This is a genomic window from Bacteroides ilei, assembly GCF_900128495.1.
In the GTDB taxonomy this organism is placed as follows: Bacteria; Bacteroidota; Bacteroidia; order Bacteroidales; family Bacteroidaceae; genus Phocaeicola; species Phocaeicola ilei.
Genome location: NZ_LT635801.1, coordinates 387,077 through 412,786 on the forward strand (window position 1 = coordinate 387,077; position 25,710 = coordinate 412,786).

Sequence of the window (25,710 nt, forward strand, 5' to 3'; positions counted from 1 at the left end):
TTTATGGATATATGAAAAAGACTTTTTTGTTTATTGGACTGTTTACTGCTGCATTGGCCTCTATAAAGGCACAGAGTACAGCAGAGATTCCGGTTTATCTGGACGACAAGCAGCCGCTGGAACTGAGAGTCCAGGATGCTTTGAAGCGTATGACGTTGGAAGAAAAGACCAGGCTGAGTTATGCTCAAGGTAAATTCAGTTCACCGGGTTGCCCTCGTCTGGGGATTCCGGAACTGTGGATGAGCGACGGGCCTCATGGAGTCCGTGCCGAAATCAATTGGAACGACTGGGGATATTCCGGCTGGACCAATGATAGTTGTACGGCTTTTCCCGCGTTGACTTGTCTGGCAGCCAGCTGGAATCCGTCTTTGGCAGCCGAATACGGAAAGGCTATCGGCGAAGAAGCCCGCTACCGTAAGAAGGATGTGCTGTTGGGACCTGGAGTGAACATTTATCGTACACCTCTTAATGGCCGTAACTTTGAATATTTGGGAGAAGATCCTTATCTGGCTTCCGAGATGTGTGTGCCTTATATTCAGGGAGTACAGGAAAATGGAGTTGCCGCTTGTGTGAAACATTATGCCTTGAACAATCAGGAACTCTGGAGAGGGCATATTGACGTACAGGTAAGTGATCGGGCCTTGTACGAGATTTATCTGCCGGCATTCAAGGCGGCGGTACAACGTGGCGGTGCATGGAGTATCATGGGAGCCTATAATAAAGTGCGGGGCACACACGCCACTCATCACAAACTGCTGAACAATGAAATTCTAAAAGGAGAATGGGGCTTCGACGGGTGTGTGATAACCGACTGGGGAGCTGCGCATGATACATATGAGGCTGCCATGTATGGACTGGATATTGAAATGGGTTCGTATACAAACGGTCTGACTTCAGAATCGGAGTTTGGTTATGATGATTATTATTTGGGAAAGAATTACCTGAAAATGGTGAAAGAAGGAAAAATCCCGATGGAGGTGGTGAACGATAAGGCTGCCAGGGTATTGCGCCTGATTTTCCGTACTTCGATGAACCGTCGGAAACCTTTCGGCTCGATGACCAATGAGGCACATGAACTGGTTGCCTACCGGATAGCTACCGAAGGAATTGTTCTCCTGAAAAACGAGGCTCGGAAAAAGGAAATGCCTTTGTTGCCTCTTTCTCCTGATGGCTATAAAAAGGTACTGGTTGTGGGAGATAATGCAACACGCAACCTGATGCAGGGAGGTGGTTCGTCCGAGCTGAAGGTAAAGAAGTTTATTTCTCCGCTGGATGGATTGAAGAAGTATTTCGGCGACCGCATTGTGTATGCACAAGGCTATGCTGCCGGCCGTCCGATGTACGGGCAGGAGGAAAAAATTCCTCAGATTGTAACGGATTCTTTACGGAATGACGCGGTAGAGAAAGCGGCACAGGCCGATCTGGTTGTCTTTGTCGGAGGCTTGAACAAGAATCATTTCCAGGATTGCGAAGGGGGCGACCGTCTTGCCTACGGACTGCCGTTCGGACAGGATGAACTGATTGAAGAGTTGTTGAAGGTGAATAAGAATCTGGTCGTAGTCATTGTAAGTGGTAATGCCGTTGAAATGCCGTGGGTAAAGGCTGTACCTTCTATCGTACAGTCATGGTACCTGGGCTCGATAGGCGGTGATGCATTGGCTGATGTGTTGACCGGAAAAGTAAGCCCTAGCGGAAAACTGCCTTTCTCCTATCCGGTCAGACTGGAAGATTGTCCGGCACATTTCTATGGTGAAATGAGTTATCCCGGCGACAGCATCAAGGTAGAATACAAGGATGATATTCTGGTAGGTTACCGTTGGTATGATACCAGGAAGATCAAGCCACTTTTCCCCTTTGGCTATGGATTGAGCTATACTACGTACAAGTACAGCAAACCTGTTCTGTCATCCAGACAGATGAAGGCTGGAGAAACCTTGTCGGTATCAGTGAAGGTCAAGAATACCGGGACGGTGGCTGGAAAGGAAACCGTCCAATTGTATATAGGAGATGAAAAATCTTCTTTGCTCCGTCCGCAGAAGGAGTTGAAAGGTTTCCGGAAAATATTACTTCAGCCAGGTGAGGAGAAAGACGTAACCTTTACCGTCACTCCGGAAGATCTGAAGTTCTTTGACGACAGCAGACATGAATGGGTGGTAGAGCCAGGTAAATTCAAGGCTTATGTGTCGTCTTCTTCGTCCGATGTGCATAATGCCGTGGAATTTGAATACAGATAAACATTTGCTCCGGTCTAGAACTTGAAGCTGACGCTTCCGTATGGCAGACAGTTGTTGTTGAAATGGATGGAATAGAAATTGAGTACATCCTCATCGGTCGGATTTCCTACGATATTGTACAGTCCGGCCCGGAGCAGCAATAAATATTTCCCGAAATCTTTCCGGTACGTATAGCCTGCGTCTATCCTGTAGTTCATGGCTTCACGGGAAGCACGGAATTCTTTTACCGATACAGGATCGAATCCTGTATCGGTATCTGTTACTTTACCCGAACGTAGGGAACCTCCGATGGAAACGGACGAGCGTGAATTTACTTTATATGACAAGGCTAAGTTCATCTGGTGGGGAATATCATATAATGACGGCAGTTTTCCCCGTTCTTCCACATCCTTGAACCATTCCCTGCTTCTTGAATAGGTATATGAACATTGTAGTATGAAACGTTTCCAGTTGTAGTAAAAATAGAATTGGGCGCCATAGCTGTCCCCGTTTCCTGCCATGATGTAATTTTTCCACAGGCCGTCAGCATTTTCCATCATGGTTTCAGGACGCAGTGCCAACAGGTTGCGTCGGGTCTTGTAATAGACGGATAAGTCTGCCACTCCGTTTCCCAGAAAATGTTTCCATCTTATCTCATAGTGTTCGGAAGAACGTGGTTTGTATCCTTCAATGCTCGGCATCCGGAAATCGGTCGGCAAGGCGAGACTGCCCAGTTTCAGGTAGTGGTAGAACTGTTCCATCTTGGAAAATTTGAAGTATAGCAGATCGTTGTCTGACGGCGAGTAACGTATTGAGAACCTCGGCTGTATACTGTTGTATGACTGGTGGTTCTTGGGGTTGTATGAAACGAAATGGGCTCCTACCTGAGTATACAGGTTGTGGCTCAGCCTGATCTGGTTGTCGAAGAATACGGAAAACTGGTTGATCGGCTCATGCTGTATATGGGTGTTGTCTTCCCATGCCGACAGGTCGTACTTTTCGTAAGAGTACTTAAGTCCCCAATGGATGTTATAGATGTTGTTGGGGTTGTATCCGAATTCGGTTACGGCATTCGCCGAACGGATGCCGCGACGGATATAACCTTTCTGTTCCAATCCCAGCAATTCGGCATATGCCCGGTTGGTATGCGATGAATAGGATACAGACGAGGTATTGCTTACCTGACCTATAAGCGTATTGTACCGAAGCTGGTAGATCTGGTTTTCCCAACGTAGGATAGATATGTCGTCCCGGTTCTGGTCCATCGGCCAGTGATAGTCGTCCCACGCCCCATATGCCATTGCTTCAATGGAACTTGTGGAGGATAGGGAGTATGAAATTTTGGCGTTGTAATCGTAGGTTGCATGGTTCAGGCGGTCTTCGACCGAGAACAGGTTATCGAAAAAGTCGAGCCAGCTTCGCCTGGCTCCCACAATATAGGATAGTTTGTTCTTTATGATAGGGCCTTCCATGACAATGGAGGCGGCAGGCATGTCGATGGTAGCGGTACGTACATGTTCCTGTTTGTTTCCTTCCTTCAGACGTATGTCTGTTACGGATGAAAGCCGGCCTTCAAACCTGGCGGGGAAGAATCCTTTGTAGAAGTAGATACCTTTTACGGCATCACCGTTGAATAGGGGGAAGAGGGAGTTGATATGGCCCGAATGGTACAGGGGAACCCCGTCCAGCAGGATCTGGTTTTCGTCATATCCTCCTCCGTCAACCTGGAAGTCGGCTCCCGTCGGGGTGCCGGCTACTCCCGGCAGGATCCATATCTGTGAAAACAGGTCGTTGCAGTTGAACGACAGTTGGTTGGAAGGTGTCAGTTCACTTAACTCCTCTATCGGTTTCTGTTTCTTTACGGTAATTTCTTCGATTTCAAAAAGCAAGGGATGGAGCTGCAGGTTCAGGGATAGATTCTGTCCTACATGTATTTGTTTCCGTAATGTGTTATATCCTATATAGGAGACGGTGAGCGTATAATTCCCTTCCGGAAGCGACAGGCGGAACAGCCCGTTATCGTCCGATGAGATATAGAACCGTCCGTTATCCCCTTCTGCCAGGATGAGTGAACCGTACAGCCGTTCTCCACTGTCTTTTTCCGTGATGGTTCCGGATATGGCATAACTGACTGGTCTGCTTGTCTGGATTACCAGTTTGCGTGGCAGTATTACGGTAAGTTGTACCTTGTATTCCTTCAGGATCTCTTTCAGCAGAGTTTCAATGCTCATTTCTCCTGATTTGCTGATCCGGCATCGTTTGTGCAGGTCTATTTCCGAAGCGTTGTATGATAGGATAATTCCTTTTTCTTCAGCTATCCTGTTAAACCATTGTAACACACTGGCAGAAGCTGCTTCGACGTAAATCTTTTCTTCTGCTAGTGTGTTCCTGTTTTCCGTATGCTGGCTTTGGGCAAACAATGGGAAAAGAAGCGTGATGAAAAATAACAGTAGGTGTTTATTCTTCATGAAGTCTGTAATGTTTTCCTGTAATCAAAGTATCACACCTGCAATGGCAGAGCAATGAAATTTCGGTGAGGATACTTTCTATGTCAAGTAAATCAATCCGGGTTGTTATCTTGTTGTTCTTCAGGTTATCATCCAGATCGATGCGTACACCGGTCTGTTGACAGATCTGTCGTATCACTTCTGCCAGCGGAGTTTCTTCGAATTGCAGTTCGTGATGATAGGATTCGAATACATTTTGCGGGTTTTCAATCTTTCCGGTCCGGATTTCCCCGTCCGAGATTTCCAGTTTTTCACAGGCATGCAGGGTGAAATCACTGTCGGATGCCGATACTTTTACTTTACCTGTAGCTACATAGACTCCTGTCATGTCTTTTCCTTGGACAGCCTGTACCAGAAAGGAGGTCCCCAGTACTTCCACGTCCAGGCTGGGGGTGTTTACTAGGAAACGTGTTCCGTTTTTCCTTACGGAGAAAAAGGCTTTTCCTTCCAGCTCCACTCTGCGGCATCCGTCCGGTCCGGTATGATAGGCCAGGCGTGAAGCGGGAGAGAGGGTCACTTCCGAACTGTCGGGCAGTACGATGAGTTTTTCTGTGTTCCCGGCGTTTGCGTATTCCGGGACAGGTTGGCTGGAGGAAGGGGAAAACCAGTATATACTCAGGCCGATTATCAGTAGCAATGATGCCGCTATGGAACCGATCTGCCATATCCTGCGACTGGAAAGTCGGGCTGTATCGTGTCCGGACAGCCGGTTTTCAATCTTGTTCCAGGCTTGTGAGGAGTCAAAATGAACCTGCTCCGCCTGTTTCGAGACAAGATGCATCAGTTGGCTCAAATGGTCGAATTCCTCTTGATGGGCAATTTTCCATTCTTCAAGCTCCTGTTGCTGTTCCTTGTCCAACGGTTCATTGGCAAAATGTTTCGCCAGCAGTTCGTCTATGTCATTTCTGTTCTTCACTTTTCATCATAAATTTAAAACGATTGATATAATTGTTGAAACGATAGCAAGCCAGAAGAATCCTTTTCCGGCCACATAGGTGCGTAGCAGCCTGATTGCTTTGGTCATCTGATTCTCTATGGTCTTTTCCGACAGATTCAGCTCCTTGGCTATTTCGCTGTATTTCATATTACGTAATTTCGACATCAGGAAGATTTCCTTGCACCGGGGTGGAAGCTGTGACAATGCTTCGTCTGCCATATTCTGAAGGTTATGGGAGTCTTCATGGCTTTCATCAGGCATCAGACTCGTTTCCAGAGCATGGTCTTCGATGGGGACGGTTGTCGCATATTGTTTGCGGCGGAGGAAGGAAATGCTGTTGTTCCTTACTGCCGTAACCATATATTGAAGGAACTCGTTGTCGGGCATGGCATCTTTGCCTTTGTCCCATACACTGATGAACAGCTCCTGGACGATGTCTTCCGAATCATCCTGATCGGCCACATAGCCGTAAGCTATGCGGCACAATCGGGAATAATGCGCCTGAAAACGTTCTTTAAACCTTTCTTTTCTATTGACTGTCATCTTCAGATTTATGCGTAATATTAGGGTTCAAACATCAGAAGCGTAGGCTTACACCGGCGGTTACAAATCCTTTGTAGCCTAGTCCGGCTTCCAGAAATCCGCCTATACGGTCATTGCCTACACGGAGTGCTATCGGGTTGACCTGATAGGCGAACGATGTGGACAGGTCGGCTTTACGGGCCGATGCCTTTCCGGCTTCTGTCAGTCCGGTTTCTGTATGACGGGTCATTTTCACTCCGGCTCCGGCTGTTCCATATAATTCGAGTAGACCCCTGCGGTAATAGGTGAATTCGGCTGTAGGCAATACCAGAAAGTTCAGTTCCTTTTCTTTCAGTGAAGCCGATTTTTCTCCCGATAAGGTCAGTTTGCTGTTACTCTGCGAGAATCCGAAGTCTGCTCCGATACGGAAGCGGTTCAGGGCATAACGGTAACCCACTCCGTATACCAGGCTGTAGGATTCGTCGCTTCGTTTGGTCCCTGTCAGTGCATCGGATATTCCCATTCCTAAGATATTTGCATTTCCCATAGTTAGTCCGTCACTGACCGACAGGCGTATTTCATGGTTCGAAGTTGAGGTGTAGTCTTTATCTGATTGTCCATAAACCATGTTTACACCTAGAATCATACACAAAGATAATGCGATACTTTTAAATTTCATACTTTTCATATCCTTTAGTTTTTTAATGTTATAGACCGGATGGTCCGGCATTTTGCCAGGATGTTTTTTCTGTATTGGATAACGGGAAGCCCGGTCTTTGACCTCCGGTTAAACGACCTCAGCTAAGATACTTTCAACCTTATAACGATGGGGAACGGGAAAACCCCTATCCGTTTTCAGAAAAAATGCAGAAAGTGCAGTTCGTTTTATATGAAATAGAGTCTCTTCGTGGATGTATTTTGCTTATAAACAGCTGTTTGAAAATAAAAAGAGGGAAATGCCTTTTCGGGCATTTCCCTCTGTGGTTTATGTAAGCATTCTTTCTGCTTTGGATCAGAATCCTGCCAGTTCAATCACTTTGTCTACGGCTGAAATCAGTCCGTCGGGATTTTTACCGCCTGCGGTTGCGAAGTGAGGCTGTCCGCCGCCGCCACCCTGGATCAGTTTGGCTGCTTCACGAACCAGCTGGCCGGCATTCAGACCTGCCTTGACCTGGTCTTCACTCATCATGACGGTCAGTAAAGGCTTGTTGTCGAATACGGAACCGATCACTACGAACAGATTTTCCGGGAACTGTCCCTTTAGCTGGAAAGCGATGTTCTTTACAGCATCTGCCGGCATCGGCAATACCGCTTTGATGACTTTCACTCCGTGGATTTCCTTGGCGTTTTCAATCAGCTTTTCCTTGATGGAAGCTTCCTTTTCCTTCATGAATTCTTCCACCTTCTTCTTCAGGCCCGCATTTTCTTCGATGTATTTGGTAATGGCTGCCTTCAGGTCCGGAGCATTGTTGAACAGGCTCTTCAGTTCGTTCATTGTATCCTGGATTGAATCGAGCATTTCCTCTACTTTCGCACCTGTAATGGCTTCGATACGTCGTACTCCGGCTGCAACCGAGCTTTCTGACAGAATCTTGACCATACCTATTTTACCTGTTGCCGATACGTGGGTACCGCCACAGAATTCGATGGAAGAACCGAACTGGACTACACGTACCTCGTCACCGTATTTTTCACCGAACAGAGCGATTGCTCCCAGTTCCTTCGCCTTTTCGATAGGCAGGTTACGGTATTCTGTCAGAGGTATGTTTTCACGGATCTTGGCATTTACCAGATGTTCCACTTCGCGCAACTGTTCCGGAGTTACTTTCTGGAAGTGTGAGAAGTCAAAACGCAATGAATCCGGTGTAACCAGTGATCCTTTCTGTTCTACATGTGTACCCAGTACCTGACGCAAAGCTTCGTCGAGCAAGTGTGTACAGGAGTGGTTGGCTGCACAGGCGGCACGTTTGTCGGTATCCACGCAGGCCATCATAGGTGCGTCAAGGTGTTCAGGAAGTTTCTTGGCGATGTGGATAGGCAGGTTATTCTCCTTCTTCGTATCGATGATGTCGATAGTTTCAAATTCGCTTACCAGTACGCCGGTATCACCTACCTGGCCACCGCTTTCTGCATAGAACGGAGTTTCGCTCAATACAATTTGGTAGAAGGTCTGGTTCTTTTGTTTTACTTCGCGGTAGCGCAGTATGCTTGTTTCGTATTCAGTATAATCGTAACCCACGAATTTGGTTTCACCTTCTTTCAGTGTGATCCAGTCGCCGGTTTCAACGGCGGCAGCGTTACGTGCACGCTGTTTCTGCTTTTGCATTTCGGCTTCAAAACCTGCAACATCGGCTGTAAGTCCGTTTTCACGCAAGATCAGTTCAGTCAGGTCGAACGGGAATCCGAAGGTATCGTACAGTGTAAATGCGTCTACACCGCTGATTTCGGTTTTGCCTGCTGCTTTGGTATCGGCTATCACTTTGTCCAGCAGACGTATACCGGTTTCCAGTGTACGCAGGAATGCTTCTTCCTCTTCCTTGATCACTTTTTCAATCAAAGGTTGCTGGGCTTTCAGTTCCGGATAAGCTGTTCCCATGTTTTCTACCAGTACAGGAATCAGTTTGTACATGAAAGCCTGTTTCTGTCCGAGGAATGTGTAGGCATAGCGCACGGCACGGCGCAGGATACGGCGGATTACATAGCCGGCCTTTGCATTCGACGGGAGCTGTCCGTCTGTAATGGAGAAGGCGATGGTACGGATATGGTCGGCTACCACACGCATGGCTACATCCACTTTCGGATCTTCTCCGTATTTCTTGCCCGACAGGTCGCCGATTACTTTGATGATAGGTTGGAAAATGTCGGTATCATAGTTGGATGTCTTTCCCTGCAGCGTGCGTACCAGACGTTCAAATCCCATACCGGTATCGATAACTTTTGCGGGAAGCGGTTCGAGGGTTCCGTCTGCCTTACGGTTGTATTGCATGAATACCAGGTTCCAGATTTCAATGACCTGCGGATGGTCTTTGTTTACCAGTTCACGTCCCGGAACAGCGGCTTTTTCTTCTGCCGAGCGGGAATCGATGTGGATTTCAGAACATGGACCACAGGGGCCTGTATCACCCATTTCCCAGAAATTGTCGTGCTTGTTGCCGTTGATGATGTGGTCTTCCGGGAAATACTGAGCCCAATAGCCGGCGGCTTCGTCGTCACGGGCGAGTCCTTCTTCCGGACTGCCTTCGAATACGGTGACATACAGGTCTTTCGGATCGAGTTTCAGTACTTTTACCAGGTATTCGTAGGCCCAGCCTATCACTTCTTTCTTGAAGTAGTCGCCGAATGACCAGTTTCCCAGCATTTCGAACATCGTGTGATGGTACGTATCGTGACCTACTTCTTCCAGGTCGTTATGCTTTCCGCTCACACGCAGACATTTCTGCGAGTCGGTTACACGTTTGTATTTAGCAGGATGGTTTCCCAGTATGATGTCCTTGAACTGGTTCATACCGGCGTTGGTGAACATCAGGGTCGGGTCGTCTTTGATGACCATCGGTGCTGAAGGCACAATCTGATGTCCTTTTGACTCAAAGAACTTAACGAATGAGTCGCGGATTTCATTTGCTGTCAACATATGTTATTTTGTCTTGTAGTTAATATTCTCAAAATTGATTTGCAAAGATAATCGGTTTTATTATTTTTGTCTGTATGTTTGGCGCAAAAACTTGAGTTTTTGTCCCTTAAAATTATTCAAAACACGAATTGAATGCGTAAAGTCTACTATATCTACAATCCGAAAACCCGTTCATATGACCGTATTTATCCTACCGTGCGCCAGCGGGCTGTCAGTTATTTACGCCGTCTGTTTGTAGGGATGGGGCTGGGTGCAGGCTTCTTCATCCTGCTTCTTTTAATCTTCGGTTCTCCGTCCGAAAAGGACTTGCGTGTCGAGAATTCCCGTCTGTTGGCCCAATATAATATCTTGTCGACCCGGCTGGATGAGGCGCTTGCGGTAATGGAACGGATCCGTCAGCGTGACGATAACCTGTATCGGGTCATCCTGCAGGCCGATCCGGTTTCGGATGCTCTGAGGAACGCCCATTATGCCAAGACCAACCGTTACGAGGAGCTGATGGAGATGGCCAATGCCAAGCTGGTGGTCAACACTACGCAGAAGATGGATTTGCTCACGCGACAGCTGTACATACAGTCGAAGTCGTTCGATGAGGTGGTAGAGCTGTGCAAGCGTCATGATGAAATGCTGGAATGTATTCCTGCCATACAGCCGGTGGCCAACAAGAACCTGAAACAGACAGCTTCCGGTTACGGTACGCGTATAGACCCTATCTATAAGACTGTCAAGTTTCATGCCGGCATGGATTTCTCGGCCAATATAGGTACTCCGGTCTATGCCACAGGGAACGGACGTGTGGTAAAGGCCGGATGGGAGGGACTGTACGGTAATTGCATCAATATCGACCATGGTTTCGGCTATGTCACCAAATATGCCCATCTCAACAAAATTAAAGTGCGTACAGGCCAGAAAGTGGTGCGTGGGGAAGTGATCGGTGAGGTGGGTTCTACCGGAAAAAGTACAGGGCCCCATCTGCATTATGAGGTGCATGTGAAGGGGCAGATAGTGAATCCCATCAACTACTACTTTATGGATTTGAGTGCCGACGATTATGACAGGATGATCCAGATTGCGGCCAACCATGGTAAGGTGTTCGATTAAAAAATGTAAGTTTATGGCATATAAAGCGGAAAAGGAACTGAAGCTCTACTATTCCATCAAGGAAGTGGCGGAGATGTTTGGAGTCAACGAGTCGTTGCTGCGTTACTGGGAAAAGGAATTTCCCATGATTTCTCCTAAAAAGGCCGGTGGGAATATCCGCCAGTACCGTAAGGAGGATATTGAGAATATCCGTTTGGTGTATCACCTGGTAAAGGAGAAAGGGATGACATTGGCGGGTGCCAAACAGCGCCTCAAGCAGAATCGGGAGGAGACACGTGATACGGCCGAAATCATCGAGCGTCTGAAGAAGGTACGTGAGGAACTGGTCAGTATGCGTAAGGAGCTGGATTACATTACCTGATAAATACAGTGCGGGGATACATCGGCCGATGTATCCCCGCACTGTATTTATATATATCAGTCGGTTATGATATCTTCAAAGTTCTCGATGCGGGCAACTTTCTTGATGTTGTCTATCTTTTTCAGGTTCGTGCATATCGTGTTCACGTCGTCTACGTCGTGGACGTAAAGTTGGATACGTCCTTCGAATATGCCGTCGTTCGATTCTATATTCAGCTTGTGGATGTTTACGTTCAATTGTTGTGAAATGATTTCCGTCACCCTGTTCAGTACACCGATACCGTCAATTCCCTTGATGTATACATTGACCGGAAGATTGAGGGCTTTTCCTGTCTGCCACTGCACGGCCAGCAGCCGGTTCCCGAAGCTTGTCTTCAGTTGGGTAGCTATCGGACATTGGCGTTTGTGGATAACGATCCGGTTGTTGTCATCTATGTATCCCAGGACGTCATCGCCCGGAATCGGCTTGCAGCAGTCGGCCAGAATGTAATTTTTCTGGATGGCGTCGGGGGTTAGTTTCAGTATCTGTTTCTTGTCGATGTTCAGCGGAATCGGATCCTTTTCCGGTTGTTTCTCCACTTTCGGCTGCTGTTTCTGCTTGTTGCCGAATGCGAAGGAGATGTATTTCTTCCAGCTGCTTGGAGCCGGTTTTTCCTTCAGTTCGTTCTTGTCGGTATCTTTCAGCACAATGGCTCCTTGTCCTACACCGGTAGCCAGTTCTTCGTAGGTCTTGACCTTGTATATGTCACAAAGTTTCTTGATAGCCTCGTCATTGAATTCTATTCCCTGTTGTTTCAGGAAGTCGTGTATCATGTCTTCGCCTTTCTGCTGCTGATCCTTCTTCTCGCGTTTCAGGATAGAAAGGATCTTTGCCTTTGCCTTTGCTGTAGTAGCGAAATTGACCCATGACGGTTGTACCTTCTGTGATTTGGATGTCAGGATTTCAACCTGGTCACCGCTTTGCAGCTTGTAGCTTAAAGGTACCAGTTTGTGATTGACTTTCGCCCCGATACAGTGGCTGCCCAGAAAGGTGTGGATAGAGAATGCAAAGTCCAGTGCCGTACAGTTCTGCGGCATGGTCTTGATTTCTCCTTTCGGAGTAAATACGAATATCTCGGAGGCAAACAGGTTCAGTTTGATTGTATCCAGAAAATCAAGAGCGTCCGGTTGGGGGTCGTCCAATATCTCCTTGATGGTCTTGAGCCATTTACTTAATTCGCCTTCGTCTTCGCTTCCACCGCCTTCCTTGTATTTCCAGTGTGCCGCGAATCCCTGTTCGGCTATGTCGTCCATGCGTTCGCTGCGTATCTGTACTTCAATCCATTGCCCTCTGTTGCTCATCAATGTCACGTGCAATGCCTGGTAACCGTTGGCTTTCGGGTGACTCACCCAGTCGCGCAGACGGTCGGGGTGAGGTTTGTATATTTTTGAGATGGCCACATAGATGTTGAAACAGTCATTCAGTTCCTCTTCCATCTTGCGTGGAGTGAAGATGATACGTACAGCCAGGATGTCGTAGATTTCCTCAAAAGTGATATGCTTGGTCTGCATCTTGTTCCAGATGGAGTAGGGCGACTTGACTCTCGCCAGAATCCGGTAGGAGATACCCATCTTGTCGAGCTGGGCGCGGATAGGTGCCGTAAAGTCTTCGAACACGTCATTACGTTCGGCTTGTGTAGATTCCAGCTTTTTCCGTATTTCCTCATAAGCTTCGGGATGTTCATATTTGAAGCTGAGGTCTTCCAGTTCGGTCTTGATACGGTTCAGCCCCAGGCGGTTGGCCAGTGGGGCGTATATATAGAGTGTTTCTCCAGCAATCTTGTACTGTTTGCTCGGAAGCATGGACCCCAAGGTCCGCATGTTGTGGAGCCGGTCGGCTATCTTGATGAGAATCACGCGGATATCGTCGTTCATGGTCAGCAGAAGCTTCTTGAAGTTCTCTGCCTGTGCCGAGGCCCGGTCGCCGAATATTCCTCCCGAAATCTTGGTCAGCCCGTCTACGATCTGCGCTATTTTAGGTCCGAACAGGTTCTCGATGTCTTCAACCGTATAGTCTGTATCTTCCACCACGTCATGCAGCAGGGCGGAGCAGATTGAAGTTGACCCCAGTCCGATTTCACAGCACGCAATGCGTGCTACTGCAATGGGATGCAGTATATATGGTTCGCCCGAGCGCCGTCTCACACCTTTATGAGCCTGTCTGGCGAAATTGAAAGCCTTGGTGATGATTTCCACCTTTTTCCGGTGTTTGCTTTCCAGATAGCGGTCCAGAAGTTCCTGGAATGCGTCGTCTATCAGCTTTTCATCGGCTTGTTCCTGTGTAAGCTTTTCATCCGTCATGATATTCCTCCTAAATCCATGTTGCAAATTTAGAGAAAATAAGGAATTATGCAACAATGAGCTGAGTTTTCTTTCATCCGTCTTCCATAAAATGTTGGGAAAAATGGATGGATTCCGATGGCCGGATGCCTTGTACGGTTACCGGATGCGGATGGTTTTTCCGGCCCGGATATTGCTGCCTTTGATTCCGTTGAGTCGTCGGAGCTGTGACACGCTTACTCCGTAGCGTGCCGCAATGCCTCCCAATGTTTCTCCGCTTCTGATTCTGTGGTATTGGGCTGTCTTGCGTGAGGAACTGCCGCTCTTGCCGGTACCGCCTACCGCTACAGTCGTACGCCGGGTCTGGTATACCTCAGGCTTGTAGTTGTATATGCTGTCTTCCTTGTCGATGAAGGTGCTTATATAATTGGTAGGCAGGCACAGCGGGTAGGGTTCTTCATTTCCCGGGATGATGTCTTTTTTGTAGATCGGGTTCAGCGCACGCAGCTGGTCGATGTTGATGTCGCATACGGCGGCTACCTGCTGGAGGTTCAGCGGGCGTGAGATATGGACCGTATCGGTACTTTCCGGAAGTTTCATGTCGAGCGGACTGATATTGTGCTCGCAGTAGTAGGTCATGATATAGTTGGCTGCAATGAATGCCGGAACATAGCCGCGGGTCTGTTTGGGAAGGTAGTTGTACAGTTTCCAGAAATCCTTTTCTCCTCCGGCCCGGCGGATGGCCTTGTTGATGGTGCCCGGTCCGCAGTTGTACGCAGCCAGAACCAGGTTCCAGTCGTGGTAGATGTCATACAGGTCCTTCAGGTACCGGGCCGCTGCACGGGTAGACTTCACCGGATCCCTGCGTTCGTCAATCAGACTGGTTGTCTTCAGTCCGTATATCTTGCCGGTAGCCAGCATGAACTGCCACAGGCCTACGGCACCCTGACTTGAACTGGCCATCGGGTTCAAGGCCGATTCGATTACCGGCAGGTATTTGAGCTCCAGCGGCAGGTTGTACAGGTCGAGCGCCTCTTCGATGACAGGCATATAGAGGTTGTTGGCACTCAGCATGAACGCAACTTTCTGGCGCAGGCGTGTGGCATACATGTCGATGAATTCACGTACCACTTCGTTGTAAGGCATCTCGATGAGTGCCGGTATACGTTTCAGGCGGTCTATGTATACAGAGTCGCTTACTTTCGGGTTTGCCGATGTCGCCGTACAGTTGTCGCCCAGGTTGATGTAGTTCTTTGATATCCAGTCAAGGTAGAGGCTGTCGGTTTCCGACAACATGCCTTCCGGCAGGTCGATGACATCTTCTGTCCCGTTTGCCGAACGTATTGTAATGCTGTGCTGCGTCTGTTGTGCATGCAGCATGGTTGTACCTGCAAGGGCCAATAAGCCGATAATGAATCTTTTCATGTTCTAAAAGTTGATATTCCATTGTATACCGATTCCCTGCGGACGGTGTCGGTATGGGTCGTTAAACAGAGCCGGTTCCATAGACATACTCAGGTCGGTCGAGATGTCGAAGTTCGACAGCTCGGCGTCTACATAGGCGTCAATCACCGACAGCAGATATACTCCGATAAAGGCTATGATACTCAGGTCGCGCTGGCGGCGGTACAGGTCTTTACGGTTCTTGAATGTGGTCTGGTAGCGGCTCAAATCATTTTGGACATCTTCGTACGTAATACTCGGAGGTAGAAATTCAAGGTAGCTGTCATTGTTCGGGTTGTCGCTCATGAGGTCCTGGTAGCCTTGTGAGTAGTCCTTGTACATCTGTCCGTTCCAGGTCAGTGCATAGACACATCCCAGGAAGCCGCCGTATACAAGCGGCAGTTTCCAGTATTTCCGGTTGTAGATCTGTCCGGCTCCGGGAATGGCCAGCGAGAGCCATATCGCCTTGTTGGGAACCGGGAGCCAGGTCTTCCTTTCCTTTACCATCTTGGCCTGTACCTGCATGATCGAATCGTTCCGCCGTACCAGCGAAGTGGTGTCTACCGGAGCTTCGAGCTGCTGCAGCCGTTCTTCGCGCAGGCTCAGTGTGTCGGCCAGCGCCAGACTGTCGGTCACGTGTTTGGCCTGGATGGAGTCTGCCTTCAAAATCCCTTCCCTGTGTTTCCGGGCACGTTGTCCGTACGCCTCTCCGGTTGTTCCTATGACGATGCAGAGAAACAGGATGAGACGGAGCATATATGTAAAGGGTCGTTCTCTCAAAATTACCATATCCTATTGTTGGGTTGATTGGGCTGCATCCAGAATTTCCATAATCCGTTCCAGGTCACTTTCGTTGTTGAACGGAATACTGATCTTCCCTTTTCCCTTTGCGCTGCACGACAACTGGACCTTGGTTCCGAAGAAGTTGCACAGGTGGTTCTGCAGCATCGTATATTCTTCCGATAACTTGGCTCCTTTCGGGGCTATCTTTTTCCCTCCCGCTTCTACGCTTTCACCTGTCGTCAGTGCCTTGACTATCTCTTCTACCTTACGTACCGAGTAGCCGTGTGCGATGATTTCGTTGAAAATGCGTATCTGGGTTTTCGGGTCATCCAGCGCCAGCAGTGCACGGGCGTGACCCATATCGATTTCCTTGTTCTTCAGCGCCACCTGTATCTGTGCCGGCAGCTTCAGCAGCCGGAGGTAGTTGGCGATGGTGGTACGTTTCTTGCCGACCCTTTCGCTCAGACGTTCCTGGGTAAGGTCGTACTGTTCTATCAGGTGCTGGTAGGCGAGGGCTATTTCCAGCGAGTTGAGGTCTTCGCGCTGGATATTCTCTATCAGCGCCATTTCCATCACATTCTCGTCGTCGGCTGTACGGATGTATGCCGGGATGGTCTTCAGTCCGGCCTGGATAGCTGCCCGGTAGCGTCGTTCTCCTGCAATGATCTGGTAGGAGTCATCGCTCAGCTTGCGCAGTGTTATCGGCTGGATGATACCTATTTCGGCTATGGAATCGGCCAGTTCCTGCAGCGCAATCGGATCAAATTCACGTCGGGGCTGGTTCGGATTGACCGAAATCTTGCCCAGCTCCACTTCATTGATTGAAGATGAGCCCGATGTCTTGACTTCCTCATCGGTCGAGATCAGGGCGTCAAGTCCTCTGCCTAAAGCAAATTTTTTCTGTACTGCCATATATCTTATTTACTGTTTCGGGTTATAATTTCATTGGCCAATGCCAGGTGGTTTTTGGCTCCTGTCGAGTCGGCGTCATAAAGGATAGCCGGTATGCCATGGCTCGGAGCCTCGCTCAGCTTGACATTGCGCTGTATGATGGTCTTGAATACCAGTTCCTGGAAATGGCGTTTCACTTCGTCGTAGATCTGGTTGGCCAGACGCAGGCGGGAGTCGAACATGGTCAGAAGGAATCCTTCTATTTCCAGTGACGGGTTCAGTTTTGTCTTGATGATTTTGATGGTATTCAGCAGTTTGCTGATACCTTCCAATGCGAAATATTCGCATTGTACCGGGATGATGACCGAGTCGGCCGCTGTCAGGGCATTGATGGTAATCAGTCCCAATGAAGGGGAACAGTCTATCAGGATATAGTCATATTCGTTCTTCATCGGTTCCAGCGCGTGCTTCATGACTTTCTCACGGTTGTCCAGGTTCAACATTTCAATTTCGGCCCCTACCAGGTCAATGTGAGATGGAATGATGTCTAATCCGTCAATATCGGTTGTATAAATAGCTTCTCTGATATCCGAGCGGTTGATGAGACATTCGTAGATCGAACAGTCTATCTGTTTCAGGTCGACACCCAGTCCGGATGAAGCGTTTGCCTGTGGGTCGGCGTCGACAACCAGCACTTTCTTCTCGAGAGTAGCTAATGATGCAGCCAGGTTGATCGTTGTAGTAGTTTTTCCTACTCCACCTTTCTGATTGGCTAAAGCAATAATTTTTCCCATATTAATCAGTTTATCTGATTGCGAAGTAATAAATAATAGCCGAAAAAATATGTCACAAAACAGGTTCAATTCCCGAAAGTGTTGATAACTTGCGGCTATTGTTAATAACTTTGCACGGCAAAGATATACATTTCCGTGTAATTATAGGTCTAAGTTTGAGAAGATTAATATTTGTTGTAACTTTACACTCGTATTTCCTGCGCGGGTAATGCCGGTGCAGGCTAATGTATTTGTTCTGATTAAATTTTGAATGTTGTAATATGATGAAAGAAAGACCGCTCCTGTTGCTGTCGAACGATGACGGCGTGAATGCGAAAGGTATCCGTGAACTGGTCCGGACGTTGCGTCCGATGGCCGATCTGGTGGTGATGGCCCCTGATGGGCCTCGTTCCGGTTCGGCCGGTGCCATTACTTCCGAACGGCCTGTACGCTGTTTTCTGATAGAGCAGGAGCCTGGACTTATGGTCTATAAATGTACGGGTACTCCTGTAGACTGTGTCAAACTGGCCCTGCATGAGGTCATGCCGCGTACACCCGATCTGGTAGTGGGAGGTATCAACCACGGCGACAACTCGTCGGTCAACGTACATTATTCGGGAACGATGGGGGTTGTGATAGAAGGTTGTCTGAAAGGGATCCCTTCCATCGGCTTTTCGCTCTGTAACCACAGTGCCGACGCCGATTTTTCGGCCACACTGCCTTATGTGCGTGCCATCGTTGCGAAAACCTTGTCCGAAGGGCTTCCTGCCGGAACCTGTCTGAATGTGAATTTCCCGGATACGCAGGACCTGAAGGGGATCCGTATCTGCCGTCAGACCGACGGGGTCTGGATCAATGAATTCGTGAAACGCGACCATCCGAGGGGAGGGACCTATTACTGGCTGACGGGCGAGTACCGGAACAACGAACCGGGTGCGGAAGATTCCGACCACTGGGCGCTCGATCATCAGTATGTGGCTGTTACGCCTACACAGATCGATGTTACGGCCTATGCCCTGATGGAACGGATGAAAAACTGGAGTTTCGACGTATGAAATATTATCTGATAGTAGGGGAAGCTTCGGGCGACCTGCATGCTTCCAATCTGATGCGTGCCTTGAAGAAAGAGGATCCGGAGGCCGATTTCCGTTTTTTCGGGGGTGACCTGATGGCTTCCGTGGGGGGAACCTGTGTCAAGCATTACCGTGATCTGGCCTACATGGGCTTCATTCCGGTACTGATGCATCTGCGTACCATTTTCCGCAATATGGATTATTGCAAGAAGGATGTGGAACGGTGGTGTCCGGATGTACTGATACTGGTCGATTATCCGGGGTTCAACCTGAAGATTGCCCGATATATAAAGGAACACACGCAGATACCGGTATATTACTACATTTCGCCCAAAATCTGGGCGTGGAAGGAATACCGCATCAAAAATATCAAGCGTGATGTGGACGAGCTGTTCTCTATCCTGCCTTTCGAAGTGGACTTTTTCAATGGGCACGGTTACCCCATCCATTATGTGGGAAATCCCTGTGTGGACGCTGTCACCTCTTTCCTTCAGGAAAATATGGAGACGCGTGAGGAGTTCATGGCCGCCAACGGTTTGGACAGCCGCCCTGTCATAGCCATGCTGGCCGGAAGCCGGAAACAGGAAATCAAGGACAACCTGCATCTGATGATCGAGGCTTCGAAAGCTTTTCCGCAATACCAGTTTGTGGTGGCGGGTGCGCCGGGACTCGATCCGGAGTTTTACCGGCGGTATGCCGACAAGGATACCCGGATCGTATTCGGTGAGACGTACCGTCTGCTCCGGCAGTCGGAAGCTGCCCTGGTAACTTCGGGTACCGCCACGCTTGAAACGGCCCTTTTCCGGGTGCCTCAGGTAGTCTGCTACTATACCCCTGTAGGAAAATTCATTTCCTTCCTCCGCCGCCATATACTGAAGGTGAAATACATATCGCTGGTAAATCTGGTAGCCGGCAGGGAAGTGGTGACCGAGCTGGTGGCCGATACCATGACGGTGGTTAACATCAGGAAGGAGCTGGCCCGTATTGTAGCGGGAGGACCGGGACGGGAACAGATGCTTGCCGGATACGACCGCATGATCGGGATTCTGGGTGCTCCAGGGGCGTCGGCACGTGCGGCGCGGCTGATGGTGGAGCTGCTGCGGAAAAAAAGATAGGCAATGCTTCTTAGTTTATATATAAATGACAAGCCCGAAGGCTTCCGGGGAACAGATTCCGTCCGGAAGCCTTCGGGCTTATATGTTTTGCTGAAAAATCAGTCTGTCATGACAGGCTCAGGATATAAAGGTATACCACGGCAGCAGGGACAGCCATCAGGGTGCTGTCGAACCGGTCCAGCATACCTCCGTGTCCGGGAAGTATATTGCCCGAGTCCTTGATGCCCAGTGTCCGTTTCATCAGTGACTCGGTCAGGTCGCCCCAGGTACCGAACACCACTGTCACCAGCCCCAGACCTACCCATTCTCCCGGAGTCATGAACGGGAAGAAATGAGCCATGACCATTGCGGCGATGATGCTGAATACAGCACCTCCCACCGATCCTTCCCACGATTTTTTCGGTGATATGCGTTCAAACAGCCGGTGCTTGCCGAACAGCATACCGGTACAGTAGGCACCGGTATCATTGACCCAGTTGAATATGAATATCGACAGCGGCAGTATCGGGTTGTATTGTGAGATACTTTCCGGTCCGCCGGTGTGGTAGGCCAGTACGTTAAGCATGGCGAATGACAGTGCGATGTACATCTGGCTCATCATCGCATAGGCCCAGTTGTTTATCGGATTTTTCCGTTTCTTGTAAAGTTCGCTTATCAGCAGGTACATTACCAGAAACAGGTAGGGAATGAACACTTCGCCCGATCCCGGCACCACGCCGTTATAGCCGAAGCAAAGGAACAGGAATACGCCTGCCAGTATACAGATAGGCTTGTTCATCTGCACTTCCCCGGTACGGTTTACGATATTCCCGAATTCGTTGATTGTCAGAGCACTGACAATAGCGAACAAGACAGTAAATGAAATGGGTCCTCCCAGAATACAGCCTACCAGTACGGCCACAAAGATGACTCCGGTCAGGGCCCTTTGTAAAAAGTTATTTTTCACGGTAATTGGATTTAATGTATATTCTGTTTCATTTTACTGCTTTTCCGTCTGCTCAGTTTCCGGAGCGTCTGCATCTTCCCCCTGAGGTTCCTGCGTCTTTTCGGGCAGGGCCGGTTTTTCCTCCTTCTGCTCTACAGCCATGATTTCCTCCGAGCGGGAAGCCCACGGGCGTTTGCCGAAAATCTTTTCCACATCTTCGGCAAAGATCACTTCACGTTCTATCAGAAGTTGTGCCAACTGGTTGTGCCCTTCCTTGTGTTCCTGCAGCAGGTTCTTGGCGCGTGCATACTGTTCATTGATCATTTTCTGTACTTCCTGGTCAATCATTTCTGCGGTATGTTCGCTGTATGGCTTGTTGAAACTGTACTCGTCATTGTTATAGTAGCACAAGTTGGGCAGCCTGTCGCTCATGCCGGCGTATGCAATCATGCCGTATGCCTGTTTGGTAACCCGTTCCAAGTCGTTCATGGCACCGGTAGAAATCTGTCCGATGAACACTTCTTCGGCAGCCCGTCCGCCCAGTGTGGCGCACATTTCATCCAGCATCTGCTCCTTGGTTGTGATCTGCCGTTCTTCCGGGAGATACCATGCAGCACCTAACGCACGTCCGCGGGGTACGATAGTCACCTTGATCAGCGGGTTGGCATGTTCCAGGAACCATGAAATGGTAGCGTGTCCGGCTTCATGCAGGGCTATGGCACGCTTTTCGGCGGCCGTCATTACCTTGGTCTTCTTTTCCAGTCCTCCTACGATACGGTCTATGGCATCCAGGAAATCCTGTTTGCCTACCGCCTTCTTGGCGTGGCGTGCGGCAATCAGGGCAGCCTCGTTACATACGTTGGCAATGTCGGCTCCGCTGAATCCCGGAGTCTGGCGTGCCAGCAGGTCAACGTCTACCGTATTGTCCAGCTTCAGCGGGCGCAGGTGCACGCCGAACACTTCCTTCCGTTCGTTCAGGTCGGGCAGGTCCACATAAATCTGCCGGTCGAAACGTCCGGCACGCAGCAGGGCCTTGTCCAGAATGTCCACACGGTTGGTAGCCGCCAGTATGATGACACCGCTGTTTGAACCGAAACCGTCCATTTCGGTTAGCAGCTGGTTCAGGGTATTTTCACGTTCATCGTTGCCGCCCATGCTCGGGTTCTTGCCTCGCGCACGGCCTACGGCGTCTATTTCGTCTATAAAGATGATACAGGGCGCCTTTTCCTTTGCCTGGCGGAACAGGTCGCGTACACGCGATGCACCCACACCCACAAACATCTCCACAAAGTCGGAACCGGAAATTGAGAAGAATGGCACGTCGGCTTCACCGGCCACCGCTTTGGCAAGCAGTGTCTTACCTGTTCCCGGAGGGCCTACCAGCAGGGCTCCCTTGGGTATCTTTCCTCCCAGTTCGGTATATTTCTGCGGCTGTTTCAGGAAATCCACAATTTCCTGTACCTCCTGTTTGGCGGCGGCTTGTCCGGCCACGTCCTTGAAAGTGACACGGTTGGCTCCCTTTTCAAACAGTTGGGCCTTGCTCTTGCCTACATTGAACACGCCGCCGGCACCACCGTTCCCGCCTGCACCACCCATACGGCGCATGATAAAGATCCAGATGGCAATAAGCAGGACGAACGGGAATATGTTCCAGAATATCATCCCGAAATAGTTGTTCTTCTTTTCATAACTTACCGAGCCGGTGAAATGTCCGCTGGTCTGTTCCTGTTCCAGGAACTTGTCGAGCGATTCTGCAGAACCTATCTCTACCGTGACGAACGGGCTCCGTCCCACCTTGTTGGCGTCTCTCTTGAATACGTCGGCAATGTGTTCCGGCTTTATGTACATGTCTACCGTATTGTCGTCGTAAGCTATCACTTTGCTTGCATAGCCTTTACTAACCATGTCCTTGAATTCGGTATAGGTCACTTCTTTGCTTGCGCTCCCTTCTCCTCCCGTAAAGTAAAGGAAGCCGAACACAAGGGCTATCACAATATAGAGCCACGTCAGGTTAGGGCGGGGTACATTGATTTTAGGCTTGTTGTTATTAGGTCTTTCACTCATGTTTTTTTCTACTTTTTATTATATGTTAGTCAATGTCCGGAACCGATGTCAGTCTGGCGTCGGCCCAGAGATGTTCCAGGTTATAGAAGTTGCGTACTTCCGGAAGAAATACGTGTACAATCACGTCGCTGTAATCCATGGCTACCCACTGGGCGTTCCGGACTCCGTCTACCGCGTAGGCCTTGTGTCCGGTTTCTTTTCTCACATAATCCTTGATGGAATCAACGATGGCCAGAACCTGGCTGGGAGAGTTTCCCTGGCAGATAACAAAGTATTTGCAGATTGTATCGTCTATGTTTGTCAAGTCAGCAATGACAATGTTTTTACCTTTCTTTTCTTGAATGCCTTCAGTTATTTTCTGTACTAATTCTTTTGTTTCGTCCATTCTGTTATCGACTGTTTTATTTCTAAATAGTTTGACACATTAATAAATTAAATATAATGTAGGCAAATATACTTGCTTTTCTGTATATCACGAAAGAAACATACTTAATTCTCTTTTTCATTTGTTTTTTTTTGAAAAAAAAACGCCAAAGTATTGCCGTGTTCAAAATTTGTTGTACCTTTGCACCGTCAAAACAAAAGGTTGGTACACAACCTGTGATTTTGGGCTATGGTGTAATGGTAACACAACAGATTCTGGTCCTGTTTTTCTTGGTTCGAATCCGAGTAGCCCAACTCACTGATTAGGCGGAAGTCCCGCGGAGGGAGCCGCCCGTATGTTTGGGCTATGGTGTAATGGTAACACAACAGATTCTGGTCCTGTTTTTCTTGGTTCGAATCCGAGTAGCCCAACAAAAAAGGAAACATTCCGGTAAAGGATGTTTCCTTTTTTTTGTTATTGTATCTGCCGGTCTGCCGGCGTGATAAAATGAAAGGGGACATGCGGTTGCATGCCCCCTTTCTGCTATTTTTAGTTACGTTAATTTTCACTTTTAAGTGGTCAGGCCATTATCTCGGATACTGTCCGTACATAGCCATTGCACTCCACTGTAAATTTTTCTTTACTGTTTTCAATAAGCTTTTTACCTTTTTCATAATTGTTACCCTTTCTTTTACCTTAAATCGTTTAATTAGTCTGTGAAAGTCCTGCTCCTTTTTAGGGGAGCAGGGGCTGTTCAGTTATCCTTTTCAATTCTCTCTTTTACCTCGGATTCTGAAGTTTTTCTCTTCAAAACCCTTGTTTTTATGTTTTACAACACAAATGTAGTGCCTTTTCATATATGTCGTTCCAATTCGATGCCTTTTCTTATCTGTATGTATGCTTTTCTTGATTTGCATCAATTACGTGGCTGTGTCATGACATGAATTTGTAATTTTCCTGACAAATTGTCCTTGTCGGACTGCAAATTCTTCAGTTCTTCGGGCAGCCGGTACGGTTTGTCGGTGAAAGAACCGTTTCCTGGAACAGAAATACGGAAAAATCGGAAACAGGTGAAGGTGGATAATCGTGTATTTTTGTGTTGTATTTAAAATATGAAATATGACCCGATCTGTTAATCCGTTTTTTTGTGGCCTTGTGTCCGTTTTTCTGATGACGTCCTGCGATATGGTCGATTTACATCCATATGACGTAAAGATTGAGGGACCGAGGGATGTGAATGCATCCAATATCGCCCGGATTGAAACTGCCTGTAAGGATAAGGATACTATCCGTTTTGTGACGATGGGTGATTCTCAGCGCTGGTATGACGAAACCGTCGATTTTGTCAATGCGGTGAATGTACGGACCGATATTGACTTCGTCATTCATGGGGGGGACATGAGTGATTTCGGTGTAACCGACGAATTCCTGTGGCAACGTGATATCATGGACGGACTCAACTTCCCGTATGTGGCCATTATCGGTAACCATGACTGTCTGGGGACGGGTGAAGAGACTTATAGGGCTGTATTCGGCGACACTAATTTTTCATTCATTGCCGGCCGTATCAAGTTCGTATGCCTGAATACTAATGCGATGGAATACGACTATTCCCGGCCAATTCCTGATTTCGACTATATGGAAAATGAAATAAGCCGGCGGCGGGAAGAGTACGACTGTACAGTGGTGTGCATGCATGCACGTCCGTATTCCGATTCCTTCAATAATAATGTAGCAAGGGTATTCCAGGCTTATGTGACTGCTTTCCCCGGCCTGCTGTTCTGTACGGCGGCCCATGAACACCGCCAGTTCGAGATGGACGTGTTCGGTGACGGGGTGATGTATTATGTAAGTGACTGCATGAAACACCGCAGTTATAATGTCTTTACGGTAACTTCCGACGGTTATGAGCATGAAGTGGTGTATTATTAAGAAGGTGTGGGTGCTGTTTTTCCTGAGCGGCATCCTATGGCTGGCTCCCGTGCATGCCAGGGGAGGAATCCGGAATTCAGTCCAGACTGATACGGTATATATAATGAAACATGATACGGTATGGCTGCCTGCACGGCTACTTCCTGCCCCCGACACCCCGTATGTGGCCGAAGTGCGTCCTAACAGATACGACCGCCGTCTGCACCGTTACCGGAGGCATTGGGCTAGTCTTATCCCAACCCATTCCAAGATACAGTTTGCCGGGAATATGGGACTGGTTTCGGTGGGTACCGGTTGGGATTACGGCAAACGTAACCAGTGGGAGACCGATCTGTTTTTGGGCTTTCTGCCTAAGTATGATTCCGATAAGGCAAAGGTTACGTTTACCGTCAAGCAGAATTATATACCCTGGAGCTTCCAGATCGGGAGAAGCCTTGTGTCGGTAGAGCCTCTCACCTGCGGGCTGTATTTCAATACCGTATTCGGCGAGGAGTTTTGGGTAAACGAACCCGATCGTTATCCGAAAGGTTATTACGGGTTTTCGTCGAAGGTGCGTACCCATATCTTTCTGGGGCAGCGCGTCACGTTGCAGGTTCCGCCTCAGTTCCGGGTGATGGCGAAGCAGATAACCTTTTTCTACGAAGTGAGTACCTGTGACCTGTATCTGGTAAGTGCCTTTACGAACAGTTACCTGAAGCCGAAGGATTATCTTTGTCTGTCGTTCGGACTCAAGTTCCAGCTGTTTTGAGTATTACCA

At 48.6% G+C, this 25,710-nt stretch carries 20 protein-coding genes and 2 tRNA genes; 9 read left to right on the plus strand and 13 right to left on the minus strand.

Translation table 11 applies throughout. From position 1 onward, the window contains the following. Positions 1 to 11: 11 nt before the first annotated feature. Positions 12 to 2,234 (plus strand): glycoside hydrolase family 3 C-terminal domain-containing protein, encoded by a 2,223-nt coding sequence (locus BQ7489_RS01650; protein ID WP_072529778.1) that lies wholly within the window; start codon positions 12 to 14, stop codon positions 2,232 to 2,234. Positions 2,235 to 2,248: 14 nt separating this feature from the next. On the opposite strand, the gene BQ7489_RS01655 is transcribed toward BQ7489_RS01650, so the two are convergent. The 5 genes from BQ7489_RS01655 to alaS form a co-directional block, all read right to left on the minus strand. Continuing rightward, positions 2,249 to 4,681 (minus strand): TonB-dependent receptor, encoded by a 2,433-nt coding sequence (locus BQ7489_RS01655; RefSeq protein ID WP_072529779.1) that lies wholly within the window; start codon positions 4,679 to 4,681, stop codon positions 2,249 to 2,251. After that, positions 4,671 to 5,636 carry a FecR family protein gene (locus BQ7489_RS01660; protein WP_072529780.1) on the minus strand — a complete coding sequence of 322 codons (966 nt, stop codon included), beginning with the start codon at positions 5,634 to 5,636 and terminating at the stop codon, positions 4,671 to 4,673. The genes BQ7489_RS01655 and BQ7489_RS01660 overlap by 11 nt, the downstream gene beginning before the upstream one ends. 6 nt (positions 5,637 to 5,642) lie before the next feature. Next, positions 5,643 to 6,200 carry an RNA polymerase sigma-70 factor gene (locus BQ7489_RS01665; protein WP_072529781.1) on the minus strand — a complete coding sequence of 186 codons (558 nt, stop codon included), beginning with the start codon at positions 6,198 to 6,200 and terminating at the stop codon, positions 5,643 to 5,645. A gap of 34 nt (positions 6,201 to 6,234) precedes the next feature. Continuing rightward, positions 6,235 to 6,867, minus strand: coding sequence for a hypothetical protein (locus tag BQ7489_RS01670; RefSeq protein ID WP_239496910.1), 633 nt, complete (start codon positions 6,865 to 6,867; stop codon positions 6,235 to 6,237). A 324-nt stretch (positions 6,868 to 7,191) separates the two neighbouring features. Continuing rightward, the gene (gene alaS / locus BQ7489_RS01675) at positions 7,192 to 9,810 is read right to left on the minus strand and encodes an alanine--tRNA ligase (protein WP_072529782.1); all 2,619 of its coding nucleotides are present in this window, start codon (positions 9,808 to 9,810) and stop codon (positions 7,192 to 7,194) included. A gap of 132 nt (positions 9,811 to 9,942) precedes the next feature. Here alaS and BQ7489_RS01680 point away from each other — a divergent pair, with 132 nt between their 5' ends. Then, a complete protein-coding gene (locus tag BQ7489_RS01680; protein ID WP_072529783.1) occupies positions 9,943 to 10,911 on the plus strand; it encodes a M23 family metallopeptidase in 969 nt (322 codons plus the stop codon). Between the two features lie 13 nt (positions 10,912 to 10,924). After that, positions 10,925 to 11,272 (plus strand): MerR family transcriptional regulator, encoded by a 348-nt coding sequence (locus BQ7489_RS01685; RefSeq protein WP_072529784.1) that lies wholly within the window; start codon positions 10,925 to 10,927, stop codon positions 11,270 to 11,272. 56 nt (positions 11,273 to 11,328) lie between these two features. On the opposite strand, the gene BQ7489_RS01690 is transcribed toward BQ7489_RS01685, so the two are convergent. The 5 genes from BQ7489_RS01690 to BQ7489_RS01710 all read right to left on the minus strand — a co-directional run bounded on the left by BQ7489_RS01690 (position 11,329) and on the right by BQ7489_RS01710 (position 17,501). Beyond that, positions 11,329 to 13,611: a RelA/SpoT family protein gene (locus BQ7489_RS01690; RefSeq protein ID WP_072529785.1), complete on the minus strand. Its 2,283-nt coding sequence runs from the start codon at positions 13,609 to 13,611 to the stop codon at positions 11,329 to 11,331. Between the two features lie 138 nt (positions 13,612 to 13,749). Then, positions 13,750 to 15,015: a lytic transglycosylase domain-containing protein gene (locus tag BQ7489_RS01695; protein ID WP_072529786.1), complete on the minus strand. Its 1,266-nt coding sequence runs from the start codon at positions 15,013 to 15,015 to the stop codon at positions 13,750 to 13,752. A 3-nt stretch (positions 15,016 to 15,018) separates the two neighbouring features. Next, complete coding sequence (locus BQ7489_RS01700; RefSeq protein WP_317042528.1) at positions 15,019 to 15,822, minus strand: DUF5683 domain-containing protein; 804 nt, start codon at positions 15,820 to 15,822, stop codon at positions 15,019 to 15,021. Positions 15,823 to 15,825: 3 nt separating this feature from the next. Next, positions 15,826 to 16,728, minus strand: a complete 903-nt coding sequence (locus BQ7489_RS01705) for a ParB/RepB/Spo0J family partition protein (RefSeq protein ID WP_072529787.1) — start codon at positions 16,726 to 16,728, stop codon at positions 15,826 to 15,828. Positions 16,729 to 16,733: 5 nt separating this feature from the next. Further along, positions 16,734 to 17,501, minus strand: coding sequence for a ParA family protein (locus BQ7489_RS01710; protein WP_072529788.1), 768 nt, complete (start codon positions 17,499 to 17,501; stop codon positions 16,734 to 16,736). 260 nt (positions 17,502 to 17,761) lie between these two features. Here BQ7489_RS01710 and surE point away from each other — a divergent pair, with 260 nt between their 5' ends. Together surE and lpxB are read left to right on the plus strand one after the other, a co-directional pair. Next, positions 17,762 to 18,535, plus strand: a complete 774-nt coding sequence (gene surE, locus BQ7489_RS01715; protein WP_072529789.1) for a 5'/3'-nucleotidase SurE — start codon at positions 17,762 to 17,764, stop codon at positions 18,533 to 18,535. Continuing rightward, on the plus strand, positions 18,532 to 19,668 hold the full coding sequence (lpxB, locus tag BQ7489_RS01720; protein WP_072529790.1) for a lipid-A-disaccharide synthase: 1,137 nt from the start codon (positions 18,532 to 18,534) through the stop codon (positions 19,666 to 19,668). The genes surE and lpxB overlap by 4 nt, the downstream gene beginning before the upstream one ends. Before the next feature lie 106 nt (positions 19,669 to 19,774). Here the strand turns inward: lpxB and BQ7489_RS01725 are convergent, their stop codons facing one another. Genes BQ7489_RS01725 through rsfS form a run of 3 tightly spaced genes read right to left on the minus strand, consistent with a single transcriptional unit; the run spans position 19,775 to position 23,042 of the window. Continuing rightward, positions 19,775 to 20,614 (minus strand): phosphatidate cytidylyltransferase, encoded by an 840-nt coding sequence (locus tag BQ7489_RS01725; protein ID WP_072529791.1) that lies wholly within the window; start codon positions 20,612 to 20,614, stop codon positions 19,775 to 19,777. A gap of 33 nt (positions 20,615 to 20,647) precedes the next feature. Continuing rightward, positions 20,648 to 22,657, minus strand: a complete 2,010-nt coding sequence (gene ftsH, locus BQ7489_RS01730) for an ATP-dependent zinc metalloprotease FtsH (RefSeq protein WP_072529792.1) — start codon at positions 22,655 to 22,657, stop codon at positions 20,648 to 20,650. 25 nt (positions 22,658 to 22,682) lie between these two features. Then, on the minus strand, positions 22,683 to 23,042 hold the full coding sequence (gene rsfS, locus BQ7489_RS01735) for a ribosome silencing factor (protein ID WP_072529793.1): 360 nt from the start codon (positions 23,040 to 23,042) through the stop codon (positions 22,683 to 22,685). Between the two features lie 222 nt (positions 23,043 to 23,264). Between rsfS and BQ7489_RS01740 the strand changes: the two genes are divergently transcribed. The 4 genes from BQ7489_RS01740 to BQ7489_RS01755 all read left to right on the plus strand — a co-directional run bounded on the left by BQ7489_RS01740 (position 23,265) and on the right by BQ7489_RS01755 (position 25,701). Next, positions 23,265 to 23,335: transfer RNA gene (locus BQ7489_RS01740), tRNA-Gln, on the plus strand. Between the two features lie 46 nt (positions 23,336 to 23,381). Then, a tRNA-Gln gene (locus tag BQ7489_RS01745) sits at positions 23,382 to 23,452 on the plus strand. A gap of 739 nt (positions 23,453 to 24,191) precedes the next feature. Continuing rightward, the gene (locus tag BQ7489_RS01750) at positions 24,192 to 24,953 is read left to right on the plus strand and encodes a metallophosphoesterase family protein (RefSeq protein WP_083580662.1); all 762 of its coding nucleotides are present in this window, start codon (positions 24,192 to 24,194) and stop codon (positions 24,951 to 24,953) included. Continuing rightward, on the plus strand, positions 24,928 to 25,701 hold the full coding sequence (locus BQ7489_RS01755; RefSeq protein WP_072529795.1) for a hypothetical protein: 774 nt from the start codon (positions 24,928 to 24,930) through the stop codon (positions 25,699 to 25,701). The genes BQ7489_RS01750 and BQ7489_RS01755 overlap by 26 nt, the downstream gene beginning before the upstream one ends. The last annotated feature ends 9 nt before the right edge of the window (positions 25,702 to 25,710 follow it).

Bases quoted from the DNA above. Each gene is read 5' to 3' on its own strand.
- BQ7489_RS01665 (WP_072529781.1), bottom strand. From the start codon at position 6,200: ATGACAGTCAATAGAAAAGAAAGGTTTAAAGAACGTTTTCAGGCGCAT.
- BQ7489_RS01710 (WP_072529788.1), bottom strand. From the start codon at position 17,501: ATGGGAAAAATTATTGCTTTAGCCAATCAGAAAGGTGGAGTAGGAAAA.
- BQ7489_RS01695 (WP_072529786.1), bottom strand. From the start codon at position 15,015: ATGAAAAGATTCATTATCGGCTTATTGGCCCTTGCAGGTACAACCATG.
- rsfS (WP_072529793.1), bottom strand. From the start codon at position 23,042: ATGGACGAAACAAAAGAATTAGTACAGAAAATAACTGAAGGCATTCAA.
- BQ7489_RS01680 (WP_072529783.1), top strand. From the start codon at position 9,943: ATGCGTAAAGTCTACTATATCTACAATCCGAAAACCCGTTCATATGAC.
- BQ7489_RS01650 (WP_072529778.1), top strand. From the start codon at position 12: ATGAAAAAGACTTTTTTGTTTATTGGACTGTTTACTGCTGCATTGGCC.
- surE (WP_072529789.1), top strand. From the start codon at position 17,762: ATGATGAAAGAAAGACCGCTCCTGTTGCTGTCGAACGATGACGGCGTG.
- BQ7489_RS01670 (WP_239496910.1), bottom strand. From the start codon at position 6,867: ATGAAAAGTATGAAATTTAAAAGTATCGCATTATCTTTGTGTATGATT.
- BQ7489_RS01755 (WP_072529795.1), top strand. From the start codon at position 24,928: ATGAGCATGAAGTGGTGTATTATTAAGAAGGTGTGGGTGCTGTTTTTC.
- BQ7489_RS01690 (WP_072529785.1), bottom strand. From the start codon at position 13,611: ATGACGGATGAAAAGCTTACACAGGAACAAGCCGATGAAAAGCTGATA.
- lpxB (WP_072529790.1), top strand. From the start codon at position 18,532: ATGAAATATTATCTGATAGTAGGGGAAGCTTCGGGCGACCTGCATGCT.
- BQ7489_RS01685 (WP_072529784.1), top strand. From the start codon at position 10,925: ATGGCATATAAAGCGGAAAAGGAACTGAAGCTCTACTATTCCATCAAG.
- ftsH (WP_072529792.1), bottom strand. From the start codon at position 22,657: ATGAGTGAAAGACCTAATAACAACAAGCCTAAAATCAATGTACCCCGC.
- BQ7489_RS01700 (WP_317042528.1), bottom strand. From the start codon at position 15,822: ATGGTAATTTTGAGAGAACGACCCTTTACATATATGCTCCGTCTCATC.
- BQ7489_RS01705 (WP_072529787.1), bottom strand. From the start codon at position 16,728: ATGGCAGTACAGAAAAAATTTGCTTTAGGCAGAGGACTTGACGCCCTG.
- BQ7489_RS01750 (WP_083580662.1), top strand. From the start codon at position 24,192: ATGACGTCCTGCGATATGGTCGATTTACATCCATATGACGTAAAGATT.
- BQ7489_RS01655 (WP_072529779.1), bottom strand. From the start codon at position 4,681: ATGAAGAATAAACACCTACTGTTATTTTTCATCACGCTTCTTTTCCCA.
- alaS (WP_072529782.1), bottom strand. From the start codon at position 9,810: ATGTTGACAGCAAATGAAATCCGCGACTCATTCGTTAAGTTCTTTGAG.